25 protein-coding genes and 1 tRNA gene are annotated in these 19,653 nt (G+C 61.3%); 3 read left to right on the forward strand and 23 right to left on the reverse strand.

Annotated features, from left to right (window positions below; genetic code table 11):
• Position 1: 1 nt before the first annotated feature.
• From CEY09_RS14505 to CEY09_RS14555, 11 genes are all read right to left on the reverse strand, one after another.
• Positions 2 to 259 carry a hypothetical protein gene (locus CEY09_RS14505; protein WP_088589139.1) on the reverse strand — a complete coding sequence of 86 codons (258 nt, stop codon included), beginning with the start codon at positions 257 to 259 and terminating at the stop codon, positions 2 to 4.
• Positions 259 to 1,320 (reverse strand): major capsid protein, encoded by a 1,062-nt coding sequence (locus CEY09_RS14510; protein WP_088589140.1) that lies wholly within the window; start codon positions 1,318 to 1,320, stop codon positions 259 to 261. The genes CEY09_RS14505 and CEY09_RS14510 overlap by 1 nt, the downstream gene beginning before the upstream one ends.
• A 77-nt stretch (positions 1,321 to 1,397) precedes the next feature.
• Positions 1,398 to 2,078 carry a head decoration protein gene (locus CEY09_RS14515; RefSeq protein ID WP_088589141.1) on the reverse strand — a complete coding sequence of 227 codons (681 nt, stop codon included), beginning with the start codon at positions 2,076 to 2,078 and terminating at the stop codon, positions 1,398 to 1,400.
• Between the two features lie 33 nt (positions 2,079 to 2,111).
• Positions 2,112 to 2,684, reverse strand: a complete 573-nt coding sequence (locus CEY09_RS14520; protein ID WP_088589142.1) for a hypothetical protein — start codon at positions 2,682 to 2,684, stop codon at positions 2,112 to 2,114.
• Between the two features lie 21 nt (positions 2,685 to 2,705).
• On the reverse strand, positions 2,706 to 3,593 hold the full coding sequence (locus tag CEY09_RS14525; protein WP_088589143.1) for a S49 family peptidase: 888 nt from the start codon (positions 3,591 to 3,593) through the stop codon (positions 2,706 to 2,708).
• A complete protein-coding gene (locus CEY09_RS14530) occupies positions 3,594 to 5,225 on the reverse strand; it encodes a phage portal protein (protein ID WP_208625058.1) in 1,632 nt (543 codons plus the stop codon).
• Complete coding sequence (gpW, locus tag CEY09_RS14535) at positions 5,225 to 5,473, reverse strand: gpW family head-tail joining protein (RefSeq protein ID WP_088589144.1); 249 nt, start codon at positions 5,471 to 5,473, stop codon at positions 5,225 to 5,227. The genes CEY09_RS14530 and gpW overlap by 1 nt, the downstream gene beginning before the upstream one ends.
• Positions 5,474 to 5,484: 11 nt before the next feature.
• Positions 5,485 to 7,653 carry a phage terminase large subunit family protein gene (locus CEY09_RS14540; RefSeq protein WP_088589145.1) on the reverse strand — a complete coding sequence of 723 codons (2,169 nt, stop codon included), beginning with the start codon at positions 7,651 to 7,653 and terminating at the stop codon, positions 5,485 to 5,487.
• Positions 7,595 to 8,224 carry a hypothetical protein gene (locus CEY09_RS14545; RefSeq protein WP_088589146.1) on the reverse strand — a complete coding sequence of 210 codons (630 nt, stop codon included), beginning with the start codon at positions 8,222 to 8,224 and terminating at the stop codon, positions 7,595 to 7,597. The genes CEY09_RS14540 and CEY09_RS14545 overlap by 59 nt, the downstream gene beginning before the upstream one ends.
• A gap of 266 nt (positions 8,225 to 8,490) precedes the next feature.
• Complete coding sequence (locus CEY09_RS14550; RefSeq protein ID WP_143219558.1) at positions 8,491 to 8,688, reverse strand: hypothetical protein; 198 nt, start codon at positions 8,686 to 8,688, stop codon at positions 8,491 to 8,493.
• A gap of 17 nt (positions 8,689 to 8,705) precedes the next feature.
• Positions 8,706 to 9,395, reverse strand: a complete 690-nt coding sequence (locus CEY09_RS14555; protein ID WP_088589148.1) for a hypothetical protein — start codon at positions 9,393 to 9,395, stop codon at positions 8,706 to 8,708.
• Between the two features lie 88 nt (positions 9,396 to 9,483).
• On the opposite strand from CEY09_RS14555, the gene CEY09_RS14560 reads away from it, so the two are divergent.
• Entirely contained in the window at positions 9,484 to 9,768 is a 285-nt protein-coding gene (locus CEY09_RS14560; RefSeq protein ID WP_088589149.1) for a hypothetical protein, read from the forward strand.
• A 132-nt stretch (positions 9,769 to 9,900) separates the two neighbouring features.
• A complete protein-coding gene (locus tag CEY09_RS14565; RefSeq protein ID WP_088589150.1) occupies positions 9,901 to 10,200 on the forward strand; it encodes a hypothetical protein in 300 nt (99 codons plus the stop codon).
• Positions 10,201 to 10,358: 158 nt separating this feature from the next.
• On the opposite strand, the gene CEY09_RS14570 is transcribed toward CEY09_RS14565, so the two are convergent.
• From CEY09_RS14570 to CEY09_RS14630, 11 genes are all read right to left on the reverse strand, one after another.
• Positions 10,359 to 11,126, reverse strand: a complete 768-nt coding sequence (locus tag CEY09_RS14570) for a DNA adenine methylase (RefSeq protein ID WP_088589151.1) — start codon at positions 11,124 to 11,126, stop codon at positions 10,359 to 10,361.
• A 182-nt stretch (positions 11,127 to 11,308) separates the two neighbouring features.
• A tRNA-Gly gene (locus tag CEY09_RS14575) sits at positions 11,309 to 11,382 on the reverse strand.
• 343 nt (positions 11,383 to 11,725) lie between these two features.
• Positions 11,726 to 11,917, reverse strand: coding sequence for a hypothetical protein (locus CEY09_RS14585; protein WP_088589153.1), 192 nt, complete (start codon positions 11,915 to 11,917; stop codon positions 11,726 to 11,728).
• Positions 11,918 to 12,514: 597 nt separating this feature from the next.
• Positions 12,515 to 13,105, reverse strand: coding sequence for a hypothetical protein (locus tag CEY09_RS14595; protein WP_088589155.1), 591 nt, complete (start codon positions 13,103 to 13,105; stop codon positions 12,515 to 12,517).
• Positions 13,102 to 13,473 (reverse strand): hypothetical protein, encoded by a 372-nt coding sequence (locus tag CEY09_RS14600; RefSeq protein ID WP_088589156.1) that lies wholly within the window; start codon positions 13,471 to 13,473, stop codon positions 13,102 to 13,104. The genes CEY09_RS14595 and CEY09_RS14600 overlap by 4 nt, the downstream gene beginning before the upstream one ends.
• Positions 13,474 to 13,623: 150 nt before the next feature.
• A complete protein-coding gene (locus tag CEY09_RS14605; protein ID WP_088589157.1) occupies positions 13,624 to 15,405 on the reverse strand; it encodes a toprim domain-containing protein in 1,782 nt (593 codons plus the stop codon).
• Positions 15,402 to 16,436 carry a replication protein gene (locus CEY09_RS32395; protein WP_158218671.1) on the reverse strand — a complete coding sequence of 345 codons (1,035 nt, stop codon included), beginning with the start codon at positions 16,434 to 16,436 and terminating at the stop codon, positions 15,402 to 15,404. The genes CEY09_RS14605 and CEY09_RS32395 overlap by 4 nt, the downstream gene beginning before the upstream one ends.
• A 10-nt stretch (positions 16,437 to 16,446) precedes the next feature.
• The gene (locus CEY09_RS14615; protein ID WP_088589159.1) at positions 16,447 to 16,782 is read right to left on the reverse strand and encodes a hypothetical protein; all 336 of its coding nucleotides are present in this window, start codon (positions 16,780 to 16,782) and stop codon (positions 16,447 to 16,449) included.
• Between the two features lie 99 nt (positions 16,783 to 16,881).
• Entirely contained in the window at positions 16,882 to 17,082 is a 201-nt protein-coding gene (locus tag CEY09_RS14620; RefSeq protein WP_088589160.1) for a hypothetical protein, read from the reverse strand.
• A gap of 76 nt (positions 17,083 to 17,158) precedes the next feature.
• Positions 17,159 to 17,488, reverse strand: a complete 330-nt coding sequence (locus CEY09_RS14625) for a hypothetical protein (protein WP_167390071.1) — start codon at positions 17,486 to 17,488, stop codon at positions 17,159 to 17,161.
• Positions 17,418 to 17,717, reverse strand: a complete 300-nt coding sequence (locus tag CEY09_RS14630; RefSeq protein WP_088589162.1) for a helix-turn-helix domain-containing protein — start codon at positions 17,715 to 17,717, stop codon at positions 17,418 to 17,420. The genes CEY09_RS14625 and CEY09_RS14630 overlap by 71 nt, the downstream gene beginning before the upstream one ends.
• 74 nt (positions 17,718 to 17,791) lie before the next feature.
• On the opposite strand from CEY09_RS14630, the gene CEY09_RS14635 reads away from it, so the two are divergent.
• Positions 17,792 to 18,880 carry a S24 family peptidase gene (locus CEY09_RS14635; RefSeq protein WP_088589163.1) on the forward strand — a complete coding sequence of 363 codons (1,089 nt, stop codon included), beginning with the start codon at positions 17,792 to 17,794 and terminating at the stop codon, positions 18,878 to 18,880.
• Positions 18,881 to 18,992: 112 nt separating this feature from the next.
• On the opposite strand, the gene CEY09_RS14640 is transcribed toward CEY09_RS14635, so the two are convergent.
• On the reverse strand, positions 18,993 to 19,472 hold the full coding sequence (locus CEY09_RS14640) for a hypothetical protein (RefSeq protein ID WP_088589164.1): 480 nt from the start codon (positions 19,470 to 19,472) through the stop codon (positions 18,993 to 18,995).
• Between the last annotated feature and the right edge of the window lie 181 nt (positions 19,473 to 19,653).

The following is a 19,653-nucleotide window of genomic DNA, read 5'->3' on the forward strand; positions in this document are numbered from 1 at the left end:
GTCAGCCTCGGCGGATCTGCGGGCCAGCGGCCGAACCGAAGCGCGGGCCGTTGTCCCGGCGGATCACGGGTGCGTCAGGATCTTCCAGGAAGCCGAGCAGCTGCAGCCGCTCGACCTCGTCAGCCGGCAGCTCCAATTCATCGCCGGCCACCAGCGATTTTCCGTCTTCAGCCTGGAGGATCCGCCCGTGCGCCACCACGGCCGTCACGAGCTTTGGGGCGGCCGGCGCCTTGTCCTTCGGGTTAGTGGCTCCGCTCATCAATCCACCGCCGGATCGCAGACGTTGGCCGACAGGCAGGCATTCACGCGGCTGGGGATGACGATGGGCGACGACTGCATCATCAGGAAGCGCTGCGCCGGGTCTTCCTGGACCCAGGTCTTGGGCGCAAAAGGCAACGATTGGTAGTTGAAGGCCGGATCCTTGATCATGCCGAACGCTCGCGTGCCTTGCAGGTTGGGGCCGGACATGACCAGGTCACCGTCGTACAGCATCGGCCGCTCGACGTCGTTCTCGTCCACAAACCAGTCGTTGTAGAGCCACAAGTCGAACTGGCCCCACTTGCCCTTATAGGCCGCGCCCTGCTTGACCTCGGTTCCCGGATTGATCGCATTACCAAACGACGCCTGCGCCGGCAGAATGGTCGCCCCTTTCAGCTTCGGATCGAGTTGAAAGCCTGCCCACGAACTGGGCGTAAACACCAGCTCCGAAACCGTCGCACCGGAACGCTTGAGGATGCGGGTAGCCCAGGCGTCGATATCGCTCGTCGGCGAAGCCGTGCCTGCGGCAATGTTGGCGGCTGTCCACTTGCGACCGGCGGTCAGCGCAACCGTCAGGTCGGACGCACGACCGAAATCGACAATCACGGTTTCGAAGCCTTCGCCCTCGATGGTCACCTGCCCCAGACGCAACGCACTGGCGGCCATCCATTCGAGGCGGCGCGTCAGGATATCCACCTGGTCGGACATTTCTGCTTCCAGGTTGGCCATCTCGCGCTCGGCGCCCGTCAGGTCACCGCCGACGCGTTCACCGATCAGGCGGCGCACCGGCTTGAGCAGATCGGGCGCCCGCTTGTCCTTGACGTATGCCGGCTTGAAGCTGTTGGTCTGGAAGCGGCGCTGCTCGACCAACTTGCCTTCGACCAAGGGCGAGACGAAAGGCGCCATACGGCGCTTGCCGATGTCGACGTCGATGGCGACCTCTTCGGTATCGGACGTCACGATGTTGGGGAAGAACCGGTCCAGCAGGAAGGACTGCGCGGTTTTAAGGTTCGGAACGACCTGGATCAGGTCGATGGTGCTGTAGATCAAATTGGAAGGCATTCGTCCTCTCCGTGCAATTTTGTCCAGACAGAAAAAAGCCCCGCTAGCGGGGCATTCCTCGTGACTGGCGCGTGGCGTTAGGTCGGCTCGGCGGCCGAGACCGATGACTTGACGTGAATGGCGTACTGGCGCAGGGCGGCGGTCAGCGCGGGAAGCGTCCAGCTCGGGTCGTAGTGCAGCGCGCGGCCGTTCACCTCGACCTGCACATATGCACCGGCGTTGACCGGGCCGGCCGTGGCATCCGAATAATCCGCCAGAATGGCCGAGGGGACCTGGCTGCCGTCGGTCGCCCCCTTCACCGAAAGAACAAACTGGCCAACCGCATCGTTGACATCGATCACGAACGAATCGCCGGCCACAAACGCCGTGGCGCCAGCGGCGATGGTGAATCCCAGGCCACCCAGCGTGTACGCCGTGCCGACCGTCGCATTGGCGAGCGCGGCCCCTTCCGGGTCCACCACCTTGAACGTGGTGGCGCCGGTGGCCGTCAGTTGGTAATTCCCCAGCTTGGCGTCGGCGCCGACAGTAACCGCACCGATGGTGCCATTACCGGTATTGGCGCCGGCGGGATTGGCGACCGCGGTGCTGCTCGCGATCATGCCCAACACGGCACCACGCGGCAGCTTGCCAGCGGCGAGGATGATGGGCTGCGAAACGATCTGCAGACCGCCCGCAATCAGTTGATCGGGGACGAAGACATCTGCCCGGATGCCGGGCTGTTGGGGACTGTTCCCCACGGGATTGACGGGAAGCGTCATGAGTATTGCTCCTGAATGGCTGAATTGCGGGGATTAAGCCTCGCCGCGGCGCTTCTTGCCCGCCGCGACGATCTTCTGGGCGAGGGTCATTTGACCGCCACCACCACCCGAACCCGGATTGGGAACGGTCGTAGCTTGCATGCGCTCCGACAAGCCGCGATGTGCCGGCGGCGTTTGGTCCGCCCGGCCGGCGTCCAGCGCAGCCACGGCGGCCTTGGACGACATCCCGGTGTCGAAGGCGAAGACGGCGGCCTGGCGGACCACGCCCAGCCGCAGACCGTGGGCGACGATCCGGGCGCAGCGTGCCCGTTCAGCTGCCCGCGCCGCCTTCTTGGACTGGTCCTTTTCCTTGTCGTCGCCGTCGTCTTCGGATTCGGCATCCGGGTCTTCCCCGTTTTCCAGCACGTCGTCGCGTTCGTCGTCTTCGCGGTCGAGTTCTTCCATGCGCTTGGCATAGTCGTCGTCCGACTCGTCCTCCCGCTGCTTGCGTTCGTCGTCGAGCTTGTCCTTGTCGTCCTCGTCGTCTTGCTCGGCGCGGGCGCTACGAGCGCGGCCCAGGCCCAGCAGCGAAGCAAAGGGGGCAGAAGCAAAGGTTTTCTTCTTCATTGCAGTAGTCTCACAGGTTGTTTACCGGCCCAGCAGGTCCAGCAGTTCAAGAAAGGCGGCGTCGGGCGCCATGACTGCGTCCGCCAAGCCGCGGCCGACGCCGACCGCCCCCATGAAGCAGGCGGCCTGGGTGTCGCGCACAGACTCGGGCGCGATGTTCCGATTGCGGGCGACGGTTCCCACGAACAGCTCGCCCATGGTGTTGATTTCGGTCTGGACGCTGTTCAGCGCCTCTTCCGATAGCGGGAGTTCCGGGCGGAAATCCGCCTTGTGACTGCCGTAGGTGATGAAGGTCACCGCCACCCCAGACGCTGTCAGCGCCTTGGATAGATCGACGTGCATCACGATCACGCCGATGGAGCCAACGCCACCGGTGCGTGGCAGGATGATCCTGTCAGCGGCGCTGGCAATCGCATAGCCCGCCGAATAGGCCGACTCCGTCAGGATGGCCCAAATGGGCTTATCACCCCGAAGGCCGTAGATGGTGTCGACCAGGTCGAAGCAGCCCGCGACCTCGCCGCCCGGTGAGTCCACATCGAGCACAATCGCCTCGACTTTCGGGTCCGCGTGAGCGCTGAGAATGCTCTGCCGGATCCCGTCATAGCCGGTCATGCCCGAGTAGGGACGAAGTGAGCCGAGCTTTTGCACCAGCGTGCCGTGCACCTTGATGCAGGCCACCGGCGTATCACCCACCATGTCATAGCCGGCGTCGCGAATCGTCTCGCCCGGCCTGGTCAGGTCGTCGTCATAGTCGTCCCAGGCCATCGGGCGAAGGTTCGCTCCGTCCAAGCGCATGATCTGGCTAACTCCCAGCCGCTCGGCCAGCGCCGCCATGATGACCTCGGCCTTATCCTGGCGAATTGCCAGCGGCGTGTTGAACAGCCGCTGTCCCAAGTGCGCAAAACGCATTTATTTTTCCTCCGGTACTTGGGCAGCCTCTTTCGAATCCACCCCTTGAAGCACAGCGGGAATGGGAAGCCCCAATCTTTCGTAGCGCTCCATTTCGATAGCGCGACGGTCGGCGACGTCTCGCCAGTCCGTGCCAGAAATCTCGGCGCATTCATCCTCAAGCGACGACATGCCGCCGTCGATGCCGAGCAGCGCGCCTTGACGTTCCTTCACGATGTCGACCAGCCCCCGCCCGGGTCCCATCCACTTGGCTCGCGCATACGCCGCGCGCGCCTCTATGAACTCCGGCGCGTTCTTCGGCATCGGATAGTCATCCACTTCCATGGATTCTTCCAACCATGCGCAATAGATCGGGTGGGCCTGCCCGGAGGCGAAGCCGATCCGTCGACGGGAGAAGGTTTTCCACGCCTCCAGCATGGCGGACCGATAGGCGCTGTAGTTCACCTCGGCCCAGTTCTGGCTGATTTGCTGCGCCGCCAAGCCGGTGCCGGCCGAAAAATGCCGCAACATCGCGCTTTCGAACGACGCGAAATTGCTGCTCGGCCTACTTGATGCGACCGTGCCGATGGTCTCGCCTGGGTACAGGTGCGTCATACCGACATCGCCCATGCGCGTTCGGCGTTCTTGGTGAAACTGCGACCGTTCGTGTTGATACGCGCTCACCTTTTCCGAGCCGGACAGCGCCTCTTCGACCAAGTCGGGATCGAACGGACTTTGGATGTATGCGGCAAAGAACGCATTGATGATGGCCGCGTCAAGCTCGGTGCTGTCGTACTTGATCAACATCTTGAATCGCTGTATCACCGGCGTCAGAAAACCCACGCCGCGATGCTGCGAGGCCCGATCATGATCGAAGCTATGCACCACAACCGGACGCCCCCAATCCGTCTCTCTAGGAATGCGATCCCATCGCACGCTGTCGCCTGCGCTGAACCAATCCCCCTGATGCGCGCGGCGGATGTGATACCAGGTCGGCACGCCATAGCCATCGACCTCCACACCTCCCCGCATAACCTGTTGGTCGAAGTTCTGCTGCGGATTGGAGAGACGGTCCGGATCCATGATCTGCACAGCGGTTGCGTAGCGGGCGCGCCCGATCCCGATACGCTCCGGCAGCCAATGCAACATCGAGAGCGAATCCCCGTCGATGAGGTGGTGCCGAAACCCCAGCTGCATCATCTGGGGAAACGACAGCATCCGTTCCGAATCGCAGTAGAAGGCCGGGTCGTTCGCCCACGACCTCCAGTTCGCTTCCACCGCCTGACCAAACTCGTCGGCCCAGCGATGGTCGAACGCCTTGATACCAGTCACCGTCCGCAGCCAGCGATAGTCGGGCTTCGAAATTGGTCGGAAGTCCGGCCCGATGACGTTGTCGACGGTCCGCATCACCGCAGCCGTTGCCCAGCCGTCATTGCGGATCAGGTCACGCGATCTCGCCGCCAGGCGGTCGCGGTACATATTGACCTCGCCGTCCGGCGACCCAAGGTATGGATGCCAGTCGCGAACGTGACCACCGTTCTGATCGGCAGCGTCATAGGGCGCGTTGCTACCTGGCGCCAACATGGCCCCACGGCGGCGGACGGTGGGCAAAGGCTTACCGTGCCTGTCGAGGATAGAAATTGAGTTTTCCATCAGCGCATCACGAAGTTGATCTGCCGGCGCCCCCGAGGGGCAATCCCGAGCAGCTGCTGCAGGAGAGCGATTTCGCCCTGGAGCCGGCTCAAGTCCGCCGCCCTATAGGTGACAGACTTCGACCCGTCCGACTGCGCGTAGCTGGCCGCGGCCACCTGCTTTCCCGTCAGAAGTTCAAAATAGGCAGCTTGCAGGGCGGCCAGCCGCGCCTGCATGTCCGCCCGGCTCATTCCGTCATAGACGCTCATTGCGTACCTCGTTATGCAAGTTTGCTCACCCGCGAGCGCGCTGGAACCGCTGCCTTGACTCGCACCGTTGGACCACCCTGGACGACGCCAGCCGATGGAGTCGGCGCGACGGAGACCTCGCCCTCAGGCAAAGGAGGCGCTCCATGCAGGACCTCGGCCAGTTCCTCGACAGTTCGATTCAGCTTGAGACCGAAGTGGATCAGCGCGCATAGCGCGGCATAGGCGTAGACCCGGCAATCCAGCGCCTCATTGGCGCGTCCCGATGGCAGCTCCCACACCCGGAACTTGTGCCCGCTCGCTTCCTTGACCACGATTCGCTCAGACGTGAGCTGCGCGTAGTAATTCAGGTCGCGGTCCGCTGGGAAGTGCATAAATCCAGGCCCCGGCGCGTCCTTGTTCAACCGGTTCCGAATCGTGTCCTTTGCCGTGTTGACGCCGATGATGGTCGGGCGATACGTGGCCTTGTTTCGTCGGCTGGGCACCTTCGTGGGCCAAACCGGCGAGCGCTGCCCGTTCCGTGCAGATTCTCCCTTGATGGCATAAATCCGTCTCCCCAATCGGGCCTTGGCGAATTCATACACGCGCTGCGTGTTATGACCGCCAGAGTCGATACACGCCGCCGACACGCTGTACGGCCTGCCGTCGTGGCGATACCACTTCTTCAGCAGATATGCGTCAACGCGCGCCCACAGTTCTGGCGTTTCCGGATCACCTTCGAACACCTCATAATCGATGGACCAGCTTTCTTCATCCCGGCCCCACCCGACCACCTCACACTCAACACGGTCCGGCTGAACATCCAGGCCGGCAGTTAGCACCCCAACGCCGAAGGGCACCTGAGCGGCCCATAGCTCGCCACGCGCAGCCAGCGTTTCCAGATCCAAATCCTTGCCGCTGTGCGCCCGGTAGGGCATGCCCATCTGCGTGTTCCACCATGCCTGCTTCAGATCCTCATCGTCCTTCGCCGCCAACCACTTGGCGGCGATGTCTGAGGGTTTGTCCTTCGTCCAGGGCGAATACAGCTTGCTGGCTTGGAAACCGGCGTGCTGATTGTCCACGGCCCAAGTACCGCAGTCCGGGCACTTCGACCGATAGACGGCATGGCGATCGCTGACCCACCAGTCCCAGACGTCATCCACTGCAGCGATGCCGCCGCTGCCGGGGTCCTTGGCTTCGGCATCTCGCCAGGCACGCTCGTACATATCTAGAGGGACGTGACGGCCACCGCAGCAGCTGAACGGCCGCGTCTGGTGCCACCGCACAGTTTGAAGCGCCCGCAGTCGATCGCCCTCCGACCAGCCCAAGCCGCAGGCCTCGCAGAAGATCCGAGCGGTCTTGGGAAAATGCTCCTGCACGACGCCCTTATCATCCTTGCGCTTCTTCCAGTCGACATGACGAAAGAAATCCAGGAACTGACGATGGCCACACCCAGGGCAACACACCGAGGCGCGCCGCTGGTCCGATGACAAGTAGCTTTTCTCGATGCGGCTTTCGTCCTGTACGGTCGGCGAGCAAGCACGCACCGACAGCCAGTTGGCGCCGAAACTCGCGGTGCGTTCCTCGGCAAGCGAAATCGGATCACCCTCGCGGGTGACCGGGTACTTGTCCACTTCGTCAGCGAGAATTACCCGTACCGGCCGACGCGCCAGGTTGTCAGGGCTACCGGCGCCTGCCAAAGCCAAGAAGCCACCGGGGAACGACTTAAACAGCAGCGTTTCGTCGGCGGTTCTCGTCTTGCTGGATCCCACCAGTTCGCGCAGCACCGGCGTCACACGCACCATGGGGTTGATACGCTCCTTGCTGAATTGCTCTGCGGCGTCTTCCTTGGGCTGCAGCAGCAGCATCGGGCAAGGGTCCAGGTGTGCGAAGTACCCGAAAATGTTCTCCAGTAACGCGGTCTTCAGCATCTGCGTGCTGACCATGGCCGTGATCACATGCACGCCAGGTTCCGTCGGCGCGAGCATGGGGCCACGCGCGACCTCTACAGTGCTGGTCGACCAGTTCCCCGAGGTACTGCCGGCCTCTTTCGCCAGCTTCCGAAAGCGATCCGCCCAGTCCGGTACGCTGATACGCGGTGGTGGCGTCCAGCCCTGGCGCGCAGCCCGCAACAGTGCGTCCCGCTTATCTCGGGCTGAAGTCGGCGGCGGGTTCGCCAAGTTCTGAGATTTGTTTGTGGACATGCGCAGTCAAAGCCTCGGTGACCCGGTCGGCCTCTTCCAGCCCAAGCTCGGCGGCCAGCAGCGGCCCAATCTTCGCGGGCCAGTTCAGCCACGCATCGCGCTGCCCCCGAGAGGCTTCGAAAAGTACGGCCTGAGCCACGGCAAGCTCCACCAGCACCCCGGATTTCTGTTCGTATTCAAGCTGCCGCAATAGCGCCAGCCAGTTTTCCTTTCGACGCAAGGCCTCGGCGTAGTCGACGCCGTCGCCCTCGTTCAATATCCGGGCGGCCTCGGCCTCCAGCGAATCGCCATCTCCAGCCGCCCCATCTGCGGCGCCCTGGGGATCGACCGACTGGCGACTCGCCGGTGGCTTCGCGGCCTTTGCCGCAGGCTTCGAAGCCGTCGCATTAGCCTGACGCCATGGCGAGCCGATAAGAGCCGGGTCGAGGGTTCCATCCTTCTTCGCCTTCAGCCGCCCTTGCGTGATCGCGCGCCGCACCAGCGTGTCGGAGCAGCCTTCCCGACGAGCGAACTCCCGGATCGACAGACCCTTTTCCGCTATTGCCACGGTGCGAACACCTCCTAATGTCATGTTCGCACCTCAATTCCAGGCGTGATTGCAGCGGCGCAAAACACCGCAAGCCCGCACGGGCATTGCGTTTCAACTGAAAGCGCGAACGTGCCCGTGCGAACAGAATGCGAACACCAGTGCAAACACCTGTTTGCACCCCCAGAAATGCGCTAGAGCCGCGTAAATGCGCGCTCCTGGCCTGTTTGATGTGTCGGTGCGAACAGGGTGCGAACACCTTTAGCACCTCAGCGCTGGGCACAAAACGCGGCGCGCAATGCCCGCGGTGCTTACCCCCCCAGAGGGGACCCATCGGCGTTGAACCTGGCCGCGTATCCAACGATGGTCGCCACGACGCCGTCCACCTGCTCACCAAGCGGCAGCGCTCGGGCTTCGCTGTCCTGCACGAATGCGTCGCGGTCGGCGCGCACGTCCAGTTCCCAGGCGTTCACGGCAGCGCGCAGCTGGGCAGTGGTGATTGCGGTCATACCTTCCATGTGCTTCCTCACTTTGCAGTTTTCAGGGCCTGCGCCAGGGCGGCGTCGAAGTCCCCCGGGAAATGCCGCTCGACCACTTCGCGCGCGGTCGTGCCGAAGTTCAATTGCTTCTTCACGGGGAGCGCATCGCCGAAGCGGATCAAGAGCCTCAGGCTTCCGCCCCGGTTCTGCTGGTTGGCCAGTTGCCCAGTCTTCACCGCCTGGCGCCGCCCACCTGCCTTCACGCCACGCGCCCGCTTGGGCGCAACGCGCTGCCACACCCCATTTACGGCCTGGCCATTGCGCGTGCGTATCGAGCCTACATAGACGTCCGGCCTTGCCTTCAGGCGCCCCATTGCGGCGCGCGACAGGTTGCCGTAGCTATTCAGCTTCACCCCCTTGGGATTCAGCAGCGCCCGGCTATTCAGCTTATGGACACCGCCTGTCTCGTAGGGCAGCAGGTAGGCGGCCGCGATCTTCTTGATGTAGACCACTGCCGCCGGGGAAGACTTGCGCGCCTTGCTTACCCCGACAGACTTCTGCGTGAATGGCGTCGGGCTGTCGAAAGTCGCCTTGATGTTGTCCTGTTCCGCGGCTTGGACACGTGCAGCGGTCGCGTTGATGGCCTGCGCCATCGCAAACGGCAGCTGCTTCGAAGTGAACGTGTCAATGCGCCGCAGGACGTCTTTCAGGTTGGACGTGATCTTGATTTCGATCATCACTCGCCTCAGCCAATGTCATTTCTTACAAAGTCGTAAGAATTCATTGCTATGGTGGATTGGTGCTTCCACCTTTTGGAGAGCCAATATGGCTGACTACAAGATCGCGCATATCAGACAACAAGGGCAAGACATGATCATTGTCCCGCTTGATCCAGCGTTTGGAACAAAGCCGCCCGGCGTCCAACAAGACATCATCGATCAACTTCAGATTTGCGCTCAGTCAGCGGGATTGGCCGGAACAGTCGTCCCGGTTTGGAGATACGGAAATGGATTCAAGTTCATTGCACCCACGCCATGGAAGGCCTTCTTCCAGAGCCTGCACTGGAACGACATCATCCACAATCTCAACAAGACACTCACCTCTCATTAAGAAACCGTCTCTCCGTCGCATCATGCGCTGTAGATTGGCCCAGTTATTTCGAGCGACACGGTCACCGTCAAGAACCGGCTCCGTCAATAGTTGTGCAAGAGCTTTCACTTTCACCTCACTTTGGGATCTCGCATGGCGCATTTCATCGTCACTTTCAGATTCAAGAACGACTCGACCTACCAGGACCGCTACGATTCTTTTGTCGACAAGGTAAAAGACCTTGCCATGCTCTCGCCCTGGGATGAAACATCTTCATTCTTCGCCCTCCAAGCCGACGACAATGCCGCCGGCCTGTGCAGCACTCTGTATCTAGAAACGAGGTTTGACTCCACCAAAGACCGCATGGTGGTAATTGATCTAGATCGGAAAGAAAAGGCCACAAAGGGGAATTTTGACTATCTCCCCCTACTCAACTACGGTCTTGGCTTCTGAGCAACGAGCGGCCCGACGCTGCCTTGATTATTTTGCGGTCCACGTAAAAGGTACCGGGTGCCACCAACCGCACACCGCCCGGCGGCGATGATCCCATACCCGCACGCCATGCCCAGCGTGCGGCCCTCGATGGCGAAGGTTCGGATTGATTGGGGCCGTCAGTCGGCCCAGTTCTGAATCAACAGCTCGGCGCGCGGCACGCCCGCGCCCCCGCCAACCGTGTGCCGGATGTCCAGCACCTGCATGGAAAAGCCGGCGAAGGCTTCGCGCATCTTCGGGTGGTCATTGACGCTGACCAGCGCGCGACCTTTCATCGACCGCATGGAATCAGCCATCGCGGCGTACTGCTCGATGCCGAACTCCACGCCGTAGCCGGCCGTGTCCCAGTACGGCGGGTCCATGTAAAAGAGCGTATGCGGCCGGTCGTAGCGCTTGACGCAATCCAGCCATGGCAGATGCTCGACGTAGATGCGCGCCAAGCGCAGGTGGGCTGCGGACAGCGTCTCTTCCAAGCGCAGCAGATTCAGGCCCGGCGGCGCCGTCGTGGCCGTGCCGAACGACATGCCCTCCAGCTTGCCGCTGAAGCAGTTCTGCATCAGATAGTAGAAGCGCGCAGCCCGTTGAATGTCGGTCAGCGTCTCAGGCCGTGCTTCCTTCTGCCACTTGAACATCTGCCGGCTGGTCAGCGCCCACTTGAACTGCCGCACGAACTCTTCCAGGTGGTGCTGCACCACTCGGTATAGGTTGACCAGGTCGCCGTTGATGTCGTTCAACACCTCGACCTTGGCCGGCTCGGACCTGGCAAAAAGCAGGGCTGCGCCCCCGGCGAAGGGTTCGACGTAGCAGGAGTGCTTTGGGAAAAGGGGAAGAATCTTGTCGGCCAGGCGGCGCTTGCCACCCAGCCAGGGAATGATCGGTTTTGCCACTTGTGAGCGTCCATGTAAACTGGCCCCCGCCTGTACAGGTGGGACGGCCTTGGGTCGATCACGGCTTTCCCCGTGTTTCGGCTGTCAGCTGGGGAACTCGCGATTCTCCGGCTGTCGCCGTCTTCTATAGCTGCAATGAAAAAGCCCCGACCGGAGAATCCGAATCGGGGCTTTCGTTTGTCTGGAGCGGGCTGCAGGGATCGAACCCGCGTAGGCGGCGTGGAAGGCCGCAGCCTGACCACTCGGCCAAGCCCGCAAAACCACAGGAAATGCTGCACCGCTTTGAGCGGGACGTGGCCCAAAGGTGTATTGACGCCACTTGGCAGAGGTGCCCCAATTGCCTAAAACGATGCAAATGTACGAAGGAGGTGCGCGATGATGAACAACTACAGCAAGCCCATCCTTGAACTAATAGTGGCAGCCGACGATGGCACGACATACCGGATAGAAAGGCGATGCCGGTTCCTGCCAGGGGAAGAGCATCCCGCCTTTTTCTACTGCTGCCTGCCCGATGGACAACACGTCTCTTGGCTTGGGTCTGGTCGCTACCAGCTCCCGGACGGCACAATCGTTCAGATGGTCGCGTCACACATTCGGACTTAGTTGACCTCTTGGCGGCCCGCGGCCACCTCAAAAGCACGTGCGACCTCATCCGACACGTCAGTATCTAAAACGTCGTGTTTCCATCCGCGCTTGGGCGGCCACGGCACGCCCAATATAGTCAGCTGCCTCTTGTTGTAGCCGCCGTTCGGGGTCTGCCAACGCAGCAGCCAGTCATTGGAGATCTTCATTGGCCATTCAAAAAAAGTCAAAAGCCCGCTGGATCAGCTGGAGGGCTTTGGGAGACGCAGCGATACGACATATCGCTACCGCCCGACTTTTGCGTGGCGAGCCAACCGAAGTACAGCCGTCTCGACCCGCGAGGATGCCACTGCCACTTCGATCACCTTCATGGTGCCCATTTTGCGATCAATGACGTGCACGATTGTGCCGGACTCTTTGGGAGCGGCTGCATCCTCCGCCTTCAGTTGCCCCATACGCCGATACAACGTCCAAAGCGGGAGATCTATACCCATACCTGTGAGTTCACGCTGGACCGCTGGCGCCCTCAGGTATGCGTGAGACCGAATCACGCGATCTATCAATCTTCGGTCCTTTGGGGACATCTGTGAAAGCTCCTGCCTGCGCGCCATAACGCTGTAGCCTCCTACTGAACTGCTCCGAGTTTAGCGGACGCCCACCCCATCATCCAACGGCTGGCCGTGCCTTTTCCCTGGGCCAAGAACGCAAAAAGCCCGCTGCTTTCGCTGGCGGGCTTTTGGGTAGGCGGAGTTCTGAGGAAACCCGTTATGACGGATTATGGCGGGCGTTTTCGCCAGTGTCAACGTTTACGGGATAAATCCGCCGTCTCGTAGCAGCTTTTCGGCTGCAGCATGCGCGGCCTGCTCTACGCCATAGATCGGCTCGATGCCCTTCTTCTCACGGGTTCCCCGCAACCAGTTGGCCGCTTTGGCGCTTGCCCGCTCGACACTGCGAACTTTGCACGCGTAGTCGTCGGCCAGGGCCTGAAGGGTTCGAACGCTGCCGCTGTCGTAATAGCGACGCACAATGGCATACAGAAGCTCGCTATGGGCGGTGCGCATCGAGAGGTATCCGCCTAGCGCCGTTGCGACCTTGTACATCGCTCCAACCCACTCGGGATGATCGCCTTCGGTGTTGCAGTGCTTGCAGCAGGCCTTGCGCTGCCCATACCGCGCAAACAGCACCGCAAAATGCAGTGGGTCAAGGCCACGCCCCAGGAACTGCCGGACCTTTGCGATTTCGGCTGCTCCATCCATTCCCGAAAGTTGCCCCGGCTCACCAAGGCGATCATCCGCCGCGCGAGCCATTGCGGGTCGATTGGTGGTGTGCCGTTCGTCACTGAATGCGTAGGCCAGCGCAACGGCCACGCGCGGGAACGGCGTATTGCGTTCGCTCATGCGTCCTCCGGCATCGAGTACACGGAGTATTCCGGCTCTGCTTCACCGCTTCCACCAGCGATGCGCACCCAAGTTTTCAATTGCTCCCGCGCGTCCGCGTCATGGCGAGGGTGTCCGGCCCACATGAGCAGCCATTGCCCGCGCGCCGGCGCACTGAGCGTCATTAGGTGTTTAGCCAGGAGCCGATCCAGCGTCGGGCGGTCAGCAAGGGCCACGCCCCCGCGGCAGCGCCAGCAGCGGCACGGCGCGTATGCCATGGCATGTTCGACGGGGGGCGAGTTGCGCGGCACGGCTTGCGCGGGCGCGGCTGCGCCAGTTTGCTGATACGGGATTTCCAGCCAAGCTTCGGGATTGTTTTGATCGAGCATGATCAGTTCCTTAAACGATTCCAGGGTTGTAGGGAGGGACGCGCAGCAAGCGCGCCACAAGCTCAACCGCAGAGCCGTCTCGGACGGTGCTCTCGGTAAAGCGCAACGCCGGCCCACTGGAAGCAGGTGGCGATGTACCGCATAAAACTGCTAAGCCGGCTCAGCCTGTGTGCTGAACTCGATGTATGAACGACCTCGCCGGTTGTTATCCGGCGTGAACTGCTGGGCCTCACGGCAAAAGAACAGGTATATCTTTCGATGCCCAGCCTCGCCGTTCCGATCCTTGACAAGCTCCAGGCTGGCGTCGGGCTTTTCGTCTTCGTGACCTACCTCCTTTCGGGCAGACCAGACGACAAAAACGTTGTCAGCACCATTGGTGATATGGCCGCTACCGGCAACATCCAGCTTGCCCGGTGCCTTGTCCTCCGTTTGGCCCTTCCGCGGATGGGCAACCAGGTGAACGTGCGAATTCGTCGCGTGGCAGAAAGCGACAATCTTGCGCATTGCTGTCTTTTGGGCGGTCATCGCCCCCGGGCCGTCTTCCGGAACATCCGTGGTCATCAGACTGTCTATGACGAAGTGCTTGATGCCGTATCGGCGAGCGCCGTACCTGAACACGTCTAAAAGTCGGTCTATGGTTGCCGCGCCGACCGTATCGAAGACCCAGGCGCGGTCTTCCAGCCAGTCCGCGACGTGGCGCAAAAAGGGCTGCGATGGCCGATCAAGGCCCGTGATCTGCTTGGACAAGCGCTTCAACTGCACTCGCGCAGGCAATTCGCCTGAGAACACACAGATCCGCTCGCCGGCCTGCATGACCGGTATGAGCGCCTGCATCAGCATCAAGCTCTTGCCGTGGCCGTTGATGCCAGTCCACACGCTCACCTCTGCCGGGCGCCATTCCCACCAGTCGTAGGTTCTTCCGCAAAACGCCAAGGTGGGCAGCCGTGGCGCGTCGTGTGATGGGTAGAACATTCCCATCACGTCGCCCATGAAATCGGAAATCGGCCGCAACTCCTCCGGGTCCATGTATCGCGCGGCACGGATAGCGTGGTCGAAGTCCTCACCGCTGGCCTTGTATTCGGTCAGGTACTCGTTCGCGTCCTTAGCCTGGCCGAACACGGCGATGCGGCAGCGCTCGACGCCCAGACGCTGGGCTACTTCCCTGGCCCCCTTCTGGCCCGCTTCGTCGTTGTCGTAGCACAGGACGATGTCGCTAAACTGCTGCAGGCGGTCCCAGTCATTCTCGATCCATTGATGGTTTCCCGCCCCCGCGTTCACCGACAGGGATGGAATCCCCATCTGGTGGCCGGTCATGGCGTCAATTTCGCCTTCGAAGATCGCCACTCGCCGCGCCTTCAGGTCGATCAAGTGCCAACCGAACAGGCAGGGCTCTGCGCCTCCCTCCTGCAGCATGTCCTTCTTGTCGTCAGGATTGCGCCGCTTCGCGTTCACCAACTCGCCATCGCGAAGGTACGGAAACACCGCGTAGCTTTTCCCTCCCCGTTCCTGTTCGCCGATCTTGAACGCGGCAATGGTCTCCTCAGTCAAGCCGCGGCCAAGCAGCCACTCCCGGACTCTGGACTTGGGGGTGTGACACTGCGGCTTGGCCGGACGCTTGTACGTCGGCGCAGCCCGCGGCGGCATTTCGTCTCGAATGCCCAGGTGCGATTTTGCATCGCGCATCGCATCTGCCACGCTGCAGCAACGCACCGCAGCCCACAGGTCCAGCAGGTCGCCGGACTCGCCGGTGCTGAAGTCCGACCAAACGCCCGCCTTGTTGCCCGTCAGGCGCACCGACAGTGACGACCCCGCCTCGCCTCCGACGCTGCCGACTTTCCACTCCGGACCGGCCTTCTTGCCTTGGGGCAGCAGGTACGGCACGAGGGCCGACGCCGCTGCCGCCATGGCACGTGCGAGTTCGCCGGCGTTCATGCGGCCTCCTTGGGGATGCGTTGGCCGTCACGGAACCACCGGTACGTGTGCTCCGTGCACCCGTCGCTGATCGCCTCCCAAACACTGGCGTAGCCCGTCTGAGCCAGCCAAGCCGGATTCGTATCGATGTCCAATGGCGAGCCAGGAGCAACGCCCGCCGATTGACCCTCGCCCTCTGGGCTATGACCAGGGCGGGATTCCGAGAAATCCCGGAATCGCAGGTCGGGGCCGAAGAAGGTTGCTGCCATCATCACGAACGACGTTCCGACCCTGCCTTCGGCACGGCAGTGCGTAGCGTATGCCCGCACCCCAGCGATCATCTCGGTTGGCGTCACGCCGCTGCGCAAACGAGCCTTCCACGCCTTCACAGCAGTGCCGCGAGGATTGCCGCCTTGACGTTTCGGATACGCAGCCCAAGCCTCGGCAAATCCTTCCGGCTCGCCCTCATCCCCCTTGGGGGGAATAGGGGGGGTTTTTCTTTCTTTTGTATAGTTTCCTTTTGTGGTGACCAAATCGGTCACCCCCTGAGAACCAATTTGGTCACTGTGACCGATTTGGTCACCCCCGTGACTATTTTGGTCACCTCTGGTGGCCGGTTCGGTCACCTCGGCAACGGTGACCGATTTGGTCACGGGGGTGACTTTTTCGGTCACTGCGCTTGGGGTGACTGATTTGGTCACTCCGGTGACTCCTTTAGTCACCCCGGGAGCAGCGAGTTGCCATTGCCCGTACCGCTTATTGATGCTCAGACGATGCCCGTGAACGCCCGAGTCTCGTCGCAGCACGCCCGCAGCGCAGAGTTCCCGCACGGTCTTCCCTACATGGGTCTTTGCGATACCAGTCATCTGTTCCAACTGTGAAAGGCCTATCTCGTCGCTCTTCTTTCCGTAGCCGTAGGTCTTCCGTACCACGGCCATCACAACGGCCCACTGGCGTGCCGAAAAGCCCGCCCGGCACATTGCCTCTAGCAGCTCGTTGGCGATGCGCGTATGGCCGTCCTCGACCTGCGGAGAAGTGCTGTCGTGTGTCAAAGCACTGCCCTCAGAACGGCAACCCGTCGTCAGGAACCCAGACCACGCGGAATCGACCCGCAAGAGGCGGCAGGGTGCGCAGTGCCATTTCCGCTACGTCGCGGACGCGTGTGGCGTCTAGTTCGATGCACTCCGGGCCGTCGCCTATCGGTTGCACGATCGGGTGATCGTTGATCGTCACGCCCAGCATTACGTCTAAGGGCACATTCAGGTCATAGCAGCTTGAACCGGTGCCGGTGATGATGCGCGGGGGCTGGTCGTGCTGATGCTGGACCAAAGAAACCTCATGCTCCTTGCCGCGCGCGTCGGTATATCGGAGCAGCGGGACAATAATTCGCGGGGTCATAGAACCTCCATCACTCCACAAAGAAGGCACGGCGGCAGGATGGGTGGAGGAGTCCATCTTTTCGGGAGCTACCCTAGCCGTGTGCACACCAATATCCGCCTACGGCCTGAACCGATGGCGGCGTTGAAAGTTGGCCCGTGCGTGCTCTTCGCGCTCCAGACCTTGATCGAAATCGGCAATCCACTTGCGCATGCCGCGGCGGCGCCACAGCACCCATACGCCGACGCAGCATCCAGTGATCAACATCAGCAGCCACGTAAACGCAGCGATCAGGATCAGAATCGAGACGGCGGTATTCATATCGTCGGCGGCCAGTTGCCCAGCGCTAGCACCGCCAGCACTAGGACAAGAATGAGGAAGTCGAAGGTGGCCATGTTCACGCGTCCCCCGAGCCGATCCAGATGGCGCCGGGTGCTGGCGGTGTCGTGATGTCGCCAGGGACATGGCGCCACAGAGATTCCGCACGCGGGAAGCCATCGAACGACTGCGGCGCGCAGCCTTCGAACCGCTTTGCCACCACCTCACGCGGCGACTCGACGTGGCGCACGCCGCGGTGCTGGACCTGTCGCGTCTCGGTGTAGGTGGCCAGCGAAACCCCGGCCTCTTCGGCGCGGTCGATGAGGGTGGTGTCGGCGTTAGGCATGGGCAGGGTCCAGGGCAGCGAGTTCGGAAACGGCCACCCCGCGGCGTTTGCGTGCCCGTCCACGTTTACGAAGCGCCGCCCAGTTAAACGACGGCAGCAGTTCTTCACAAACAACTTGGGCCGCTACAGCGGCTTCAATTCCCAAGCATCGTTCGAACGGTATGGGGCGCACGAGAGTGACCCATTGATTTACCGTCGACGGGGCAACGCCCAAGAGGCGCGCTAGTGCAGCTTGCCCGCCAACAAGGTGGCAAGCCCGGAGCAAAGGTTCGTGGCAAGGTTTCGTGTCCATGCCGTATTATTAGGCGCCGCCTATCTACTGTCAATAGGTATTGCCTAACTAGAAAAACACTTTAAAATTAGGCGATGCTTAACGGAAAAGACCTTGGGGCCGCAATTAAGACGGCCATCGAATTGAAGCTGGCGAGCGGCGGTGCCGTGTCGCAAGCGGCAATCGCGCGCCACTTCAATGTGAAACCGCCTTCGATCCATGATTGGATCAAGAAAGGCTCGATATCGAAGGACAAGCTGCCCGAACTGTGGAGATATTTTTCGGACGTGGTTGGCCCCGAGCATTGGGGTCTTAAAGCTTGGCCAGATCTCGGCACGGCAGAACCAACACTCGCACAAGCCAAGCCTTGGCCATTCCCGTTCGTTTCCGAAGACGATATTCGTGCGCTTTCATCAGAACAATTGACAGCTTTGGGGGGAGCGATGGCGCTAGCTATCGGCCAGATGAAGTTAGGCCTCAAAGTCAGTCAACAGCCAACCGCACTCACCGGAGCGTTGAAACGCCCTCTAGTAAGTGGACTGGTCGACATGGACAGCGCAGCTGACGAGTTCCCAATGCGAATCCCTGGACTTCCGCCGGCCCCATGGGAGCCGGGCGGCAAAGCTACAAAACAATCGGAGAGCAGATCCGGTCTGCGCCGTTTCAGCATGGCTGCAGACGTAGTAGCCAATGTCGGTCCTGGCGAGCCTCACGCTGCTAACGACAAGTTCGAGAAGGTTCCTGAGTTAGCGGACGTCCGCTTGGCAGCGGGCGACGGGATCGAGAACGACAACGAGCTTGCAACCGGAATGATCCAATTCCGCAGTTCGTTCCTACGCTCAGTGGGCGCAGACAAAGGACGCGGCCGGGTGGTGTATGCAAAAGGCGACAGCATGGAACCGGTCATCAAAGACGGTGCCGCGTTGCTAGTCGTTCCAAACGAGAGCCTGACTCTCCGCGACTTGGCGAACGGTGGTGTGTACGCAGTCAACTACGAAGGCAAGATGCTGGTGAAGACCGTCGCCAAGGACAAATTGACGGGACGCTGGGTAGCAAGGTCTTTCAATCCCGCGTATCCCGACATCGCCTTAGAGAACGGCGTGGACGTCCGGGTGCTAGGGCAGGTTGTGTGGGCCGGGGCACGACTCAGGGATGATGAGGCAGGGCATTGGATTCGCTCCTAGCGTTACCCCTATGCATACACGAGGCGAGGCTGCACCCTAACACCAAGACGGGCAAGAAAAAGCCGTCCCTAACGGACGGCTAAATACAGATCCGCAAACGACGCGAAAGCCGTCAGGCGATAACAGCTAGCATCGCCTGGTAAGCGTTGGGCCGAATCTTTTGGTCATCTCGATTTATTTCGCTCATGACATCGTTGTAGGCGATGGTCCGCAGCGACTCGATTTCAGGCGCATCAGTCTTTCGGGCTTCGGCCAGCAGCGGCAGAATTTGTTCCGCCGTTAGCCCCTGGGACTTGGTCAGAAGTTCGTCGTACTTCTTGATGTCCATTTCATTCGGCACCGCCTTGTCGGCCGGACGAATAACAATCACCATGGCGCCGAATACAGCGGCAATTACCGCCCCCGCAACAGAAACCCAAGCAGGAAAATTTGTGGCCATGGCCGACATCACGCCAGCACCGCCAAGTATTGCCAAAAAGGTTGATATGGCCTGGATGCGCCGATACAGCCTGGCTGTCCGTTGGGCCAGGCGCTGCGCGTACCGAATCTCTCCAAGGACCTGGTCCTTAGACTTCATGATGGTCTCGCTCATACGCACCTCCTATCGCGACGGTGGCGGGGCTGGCGGCTGCGGCGCCGGGATCGGCCGCGGCGGCACATGACCCTTTACCGGGTAACTAAGGTAAGACACCCAATTAACTCCAAAGTTTCGCAACCGGTCAAATCATAACCGGTTGCGCGAGCTTCTTGGTCGCACACAACGTTAGGCAACG

This window comes from Achromobacter marplatensis, assembly GCF_002209535.1.
GTDB lineage: Bacteria > Pseudomonadota > Gammaproteobacteria > Burkholderiales > Burkholderiaceae_B > Achromobacter > Achromobacter marplatensis.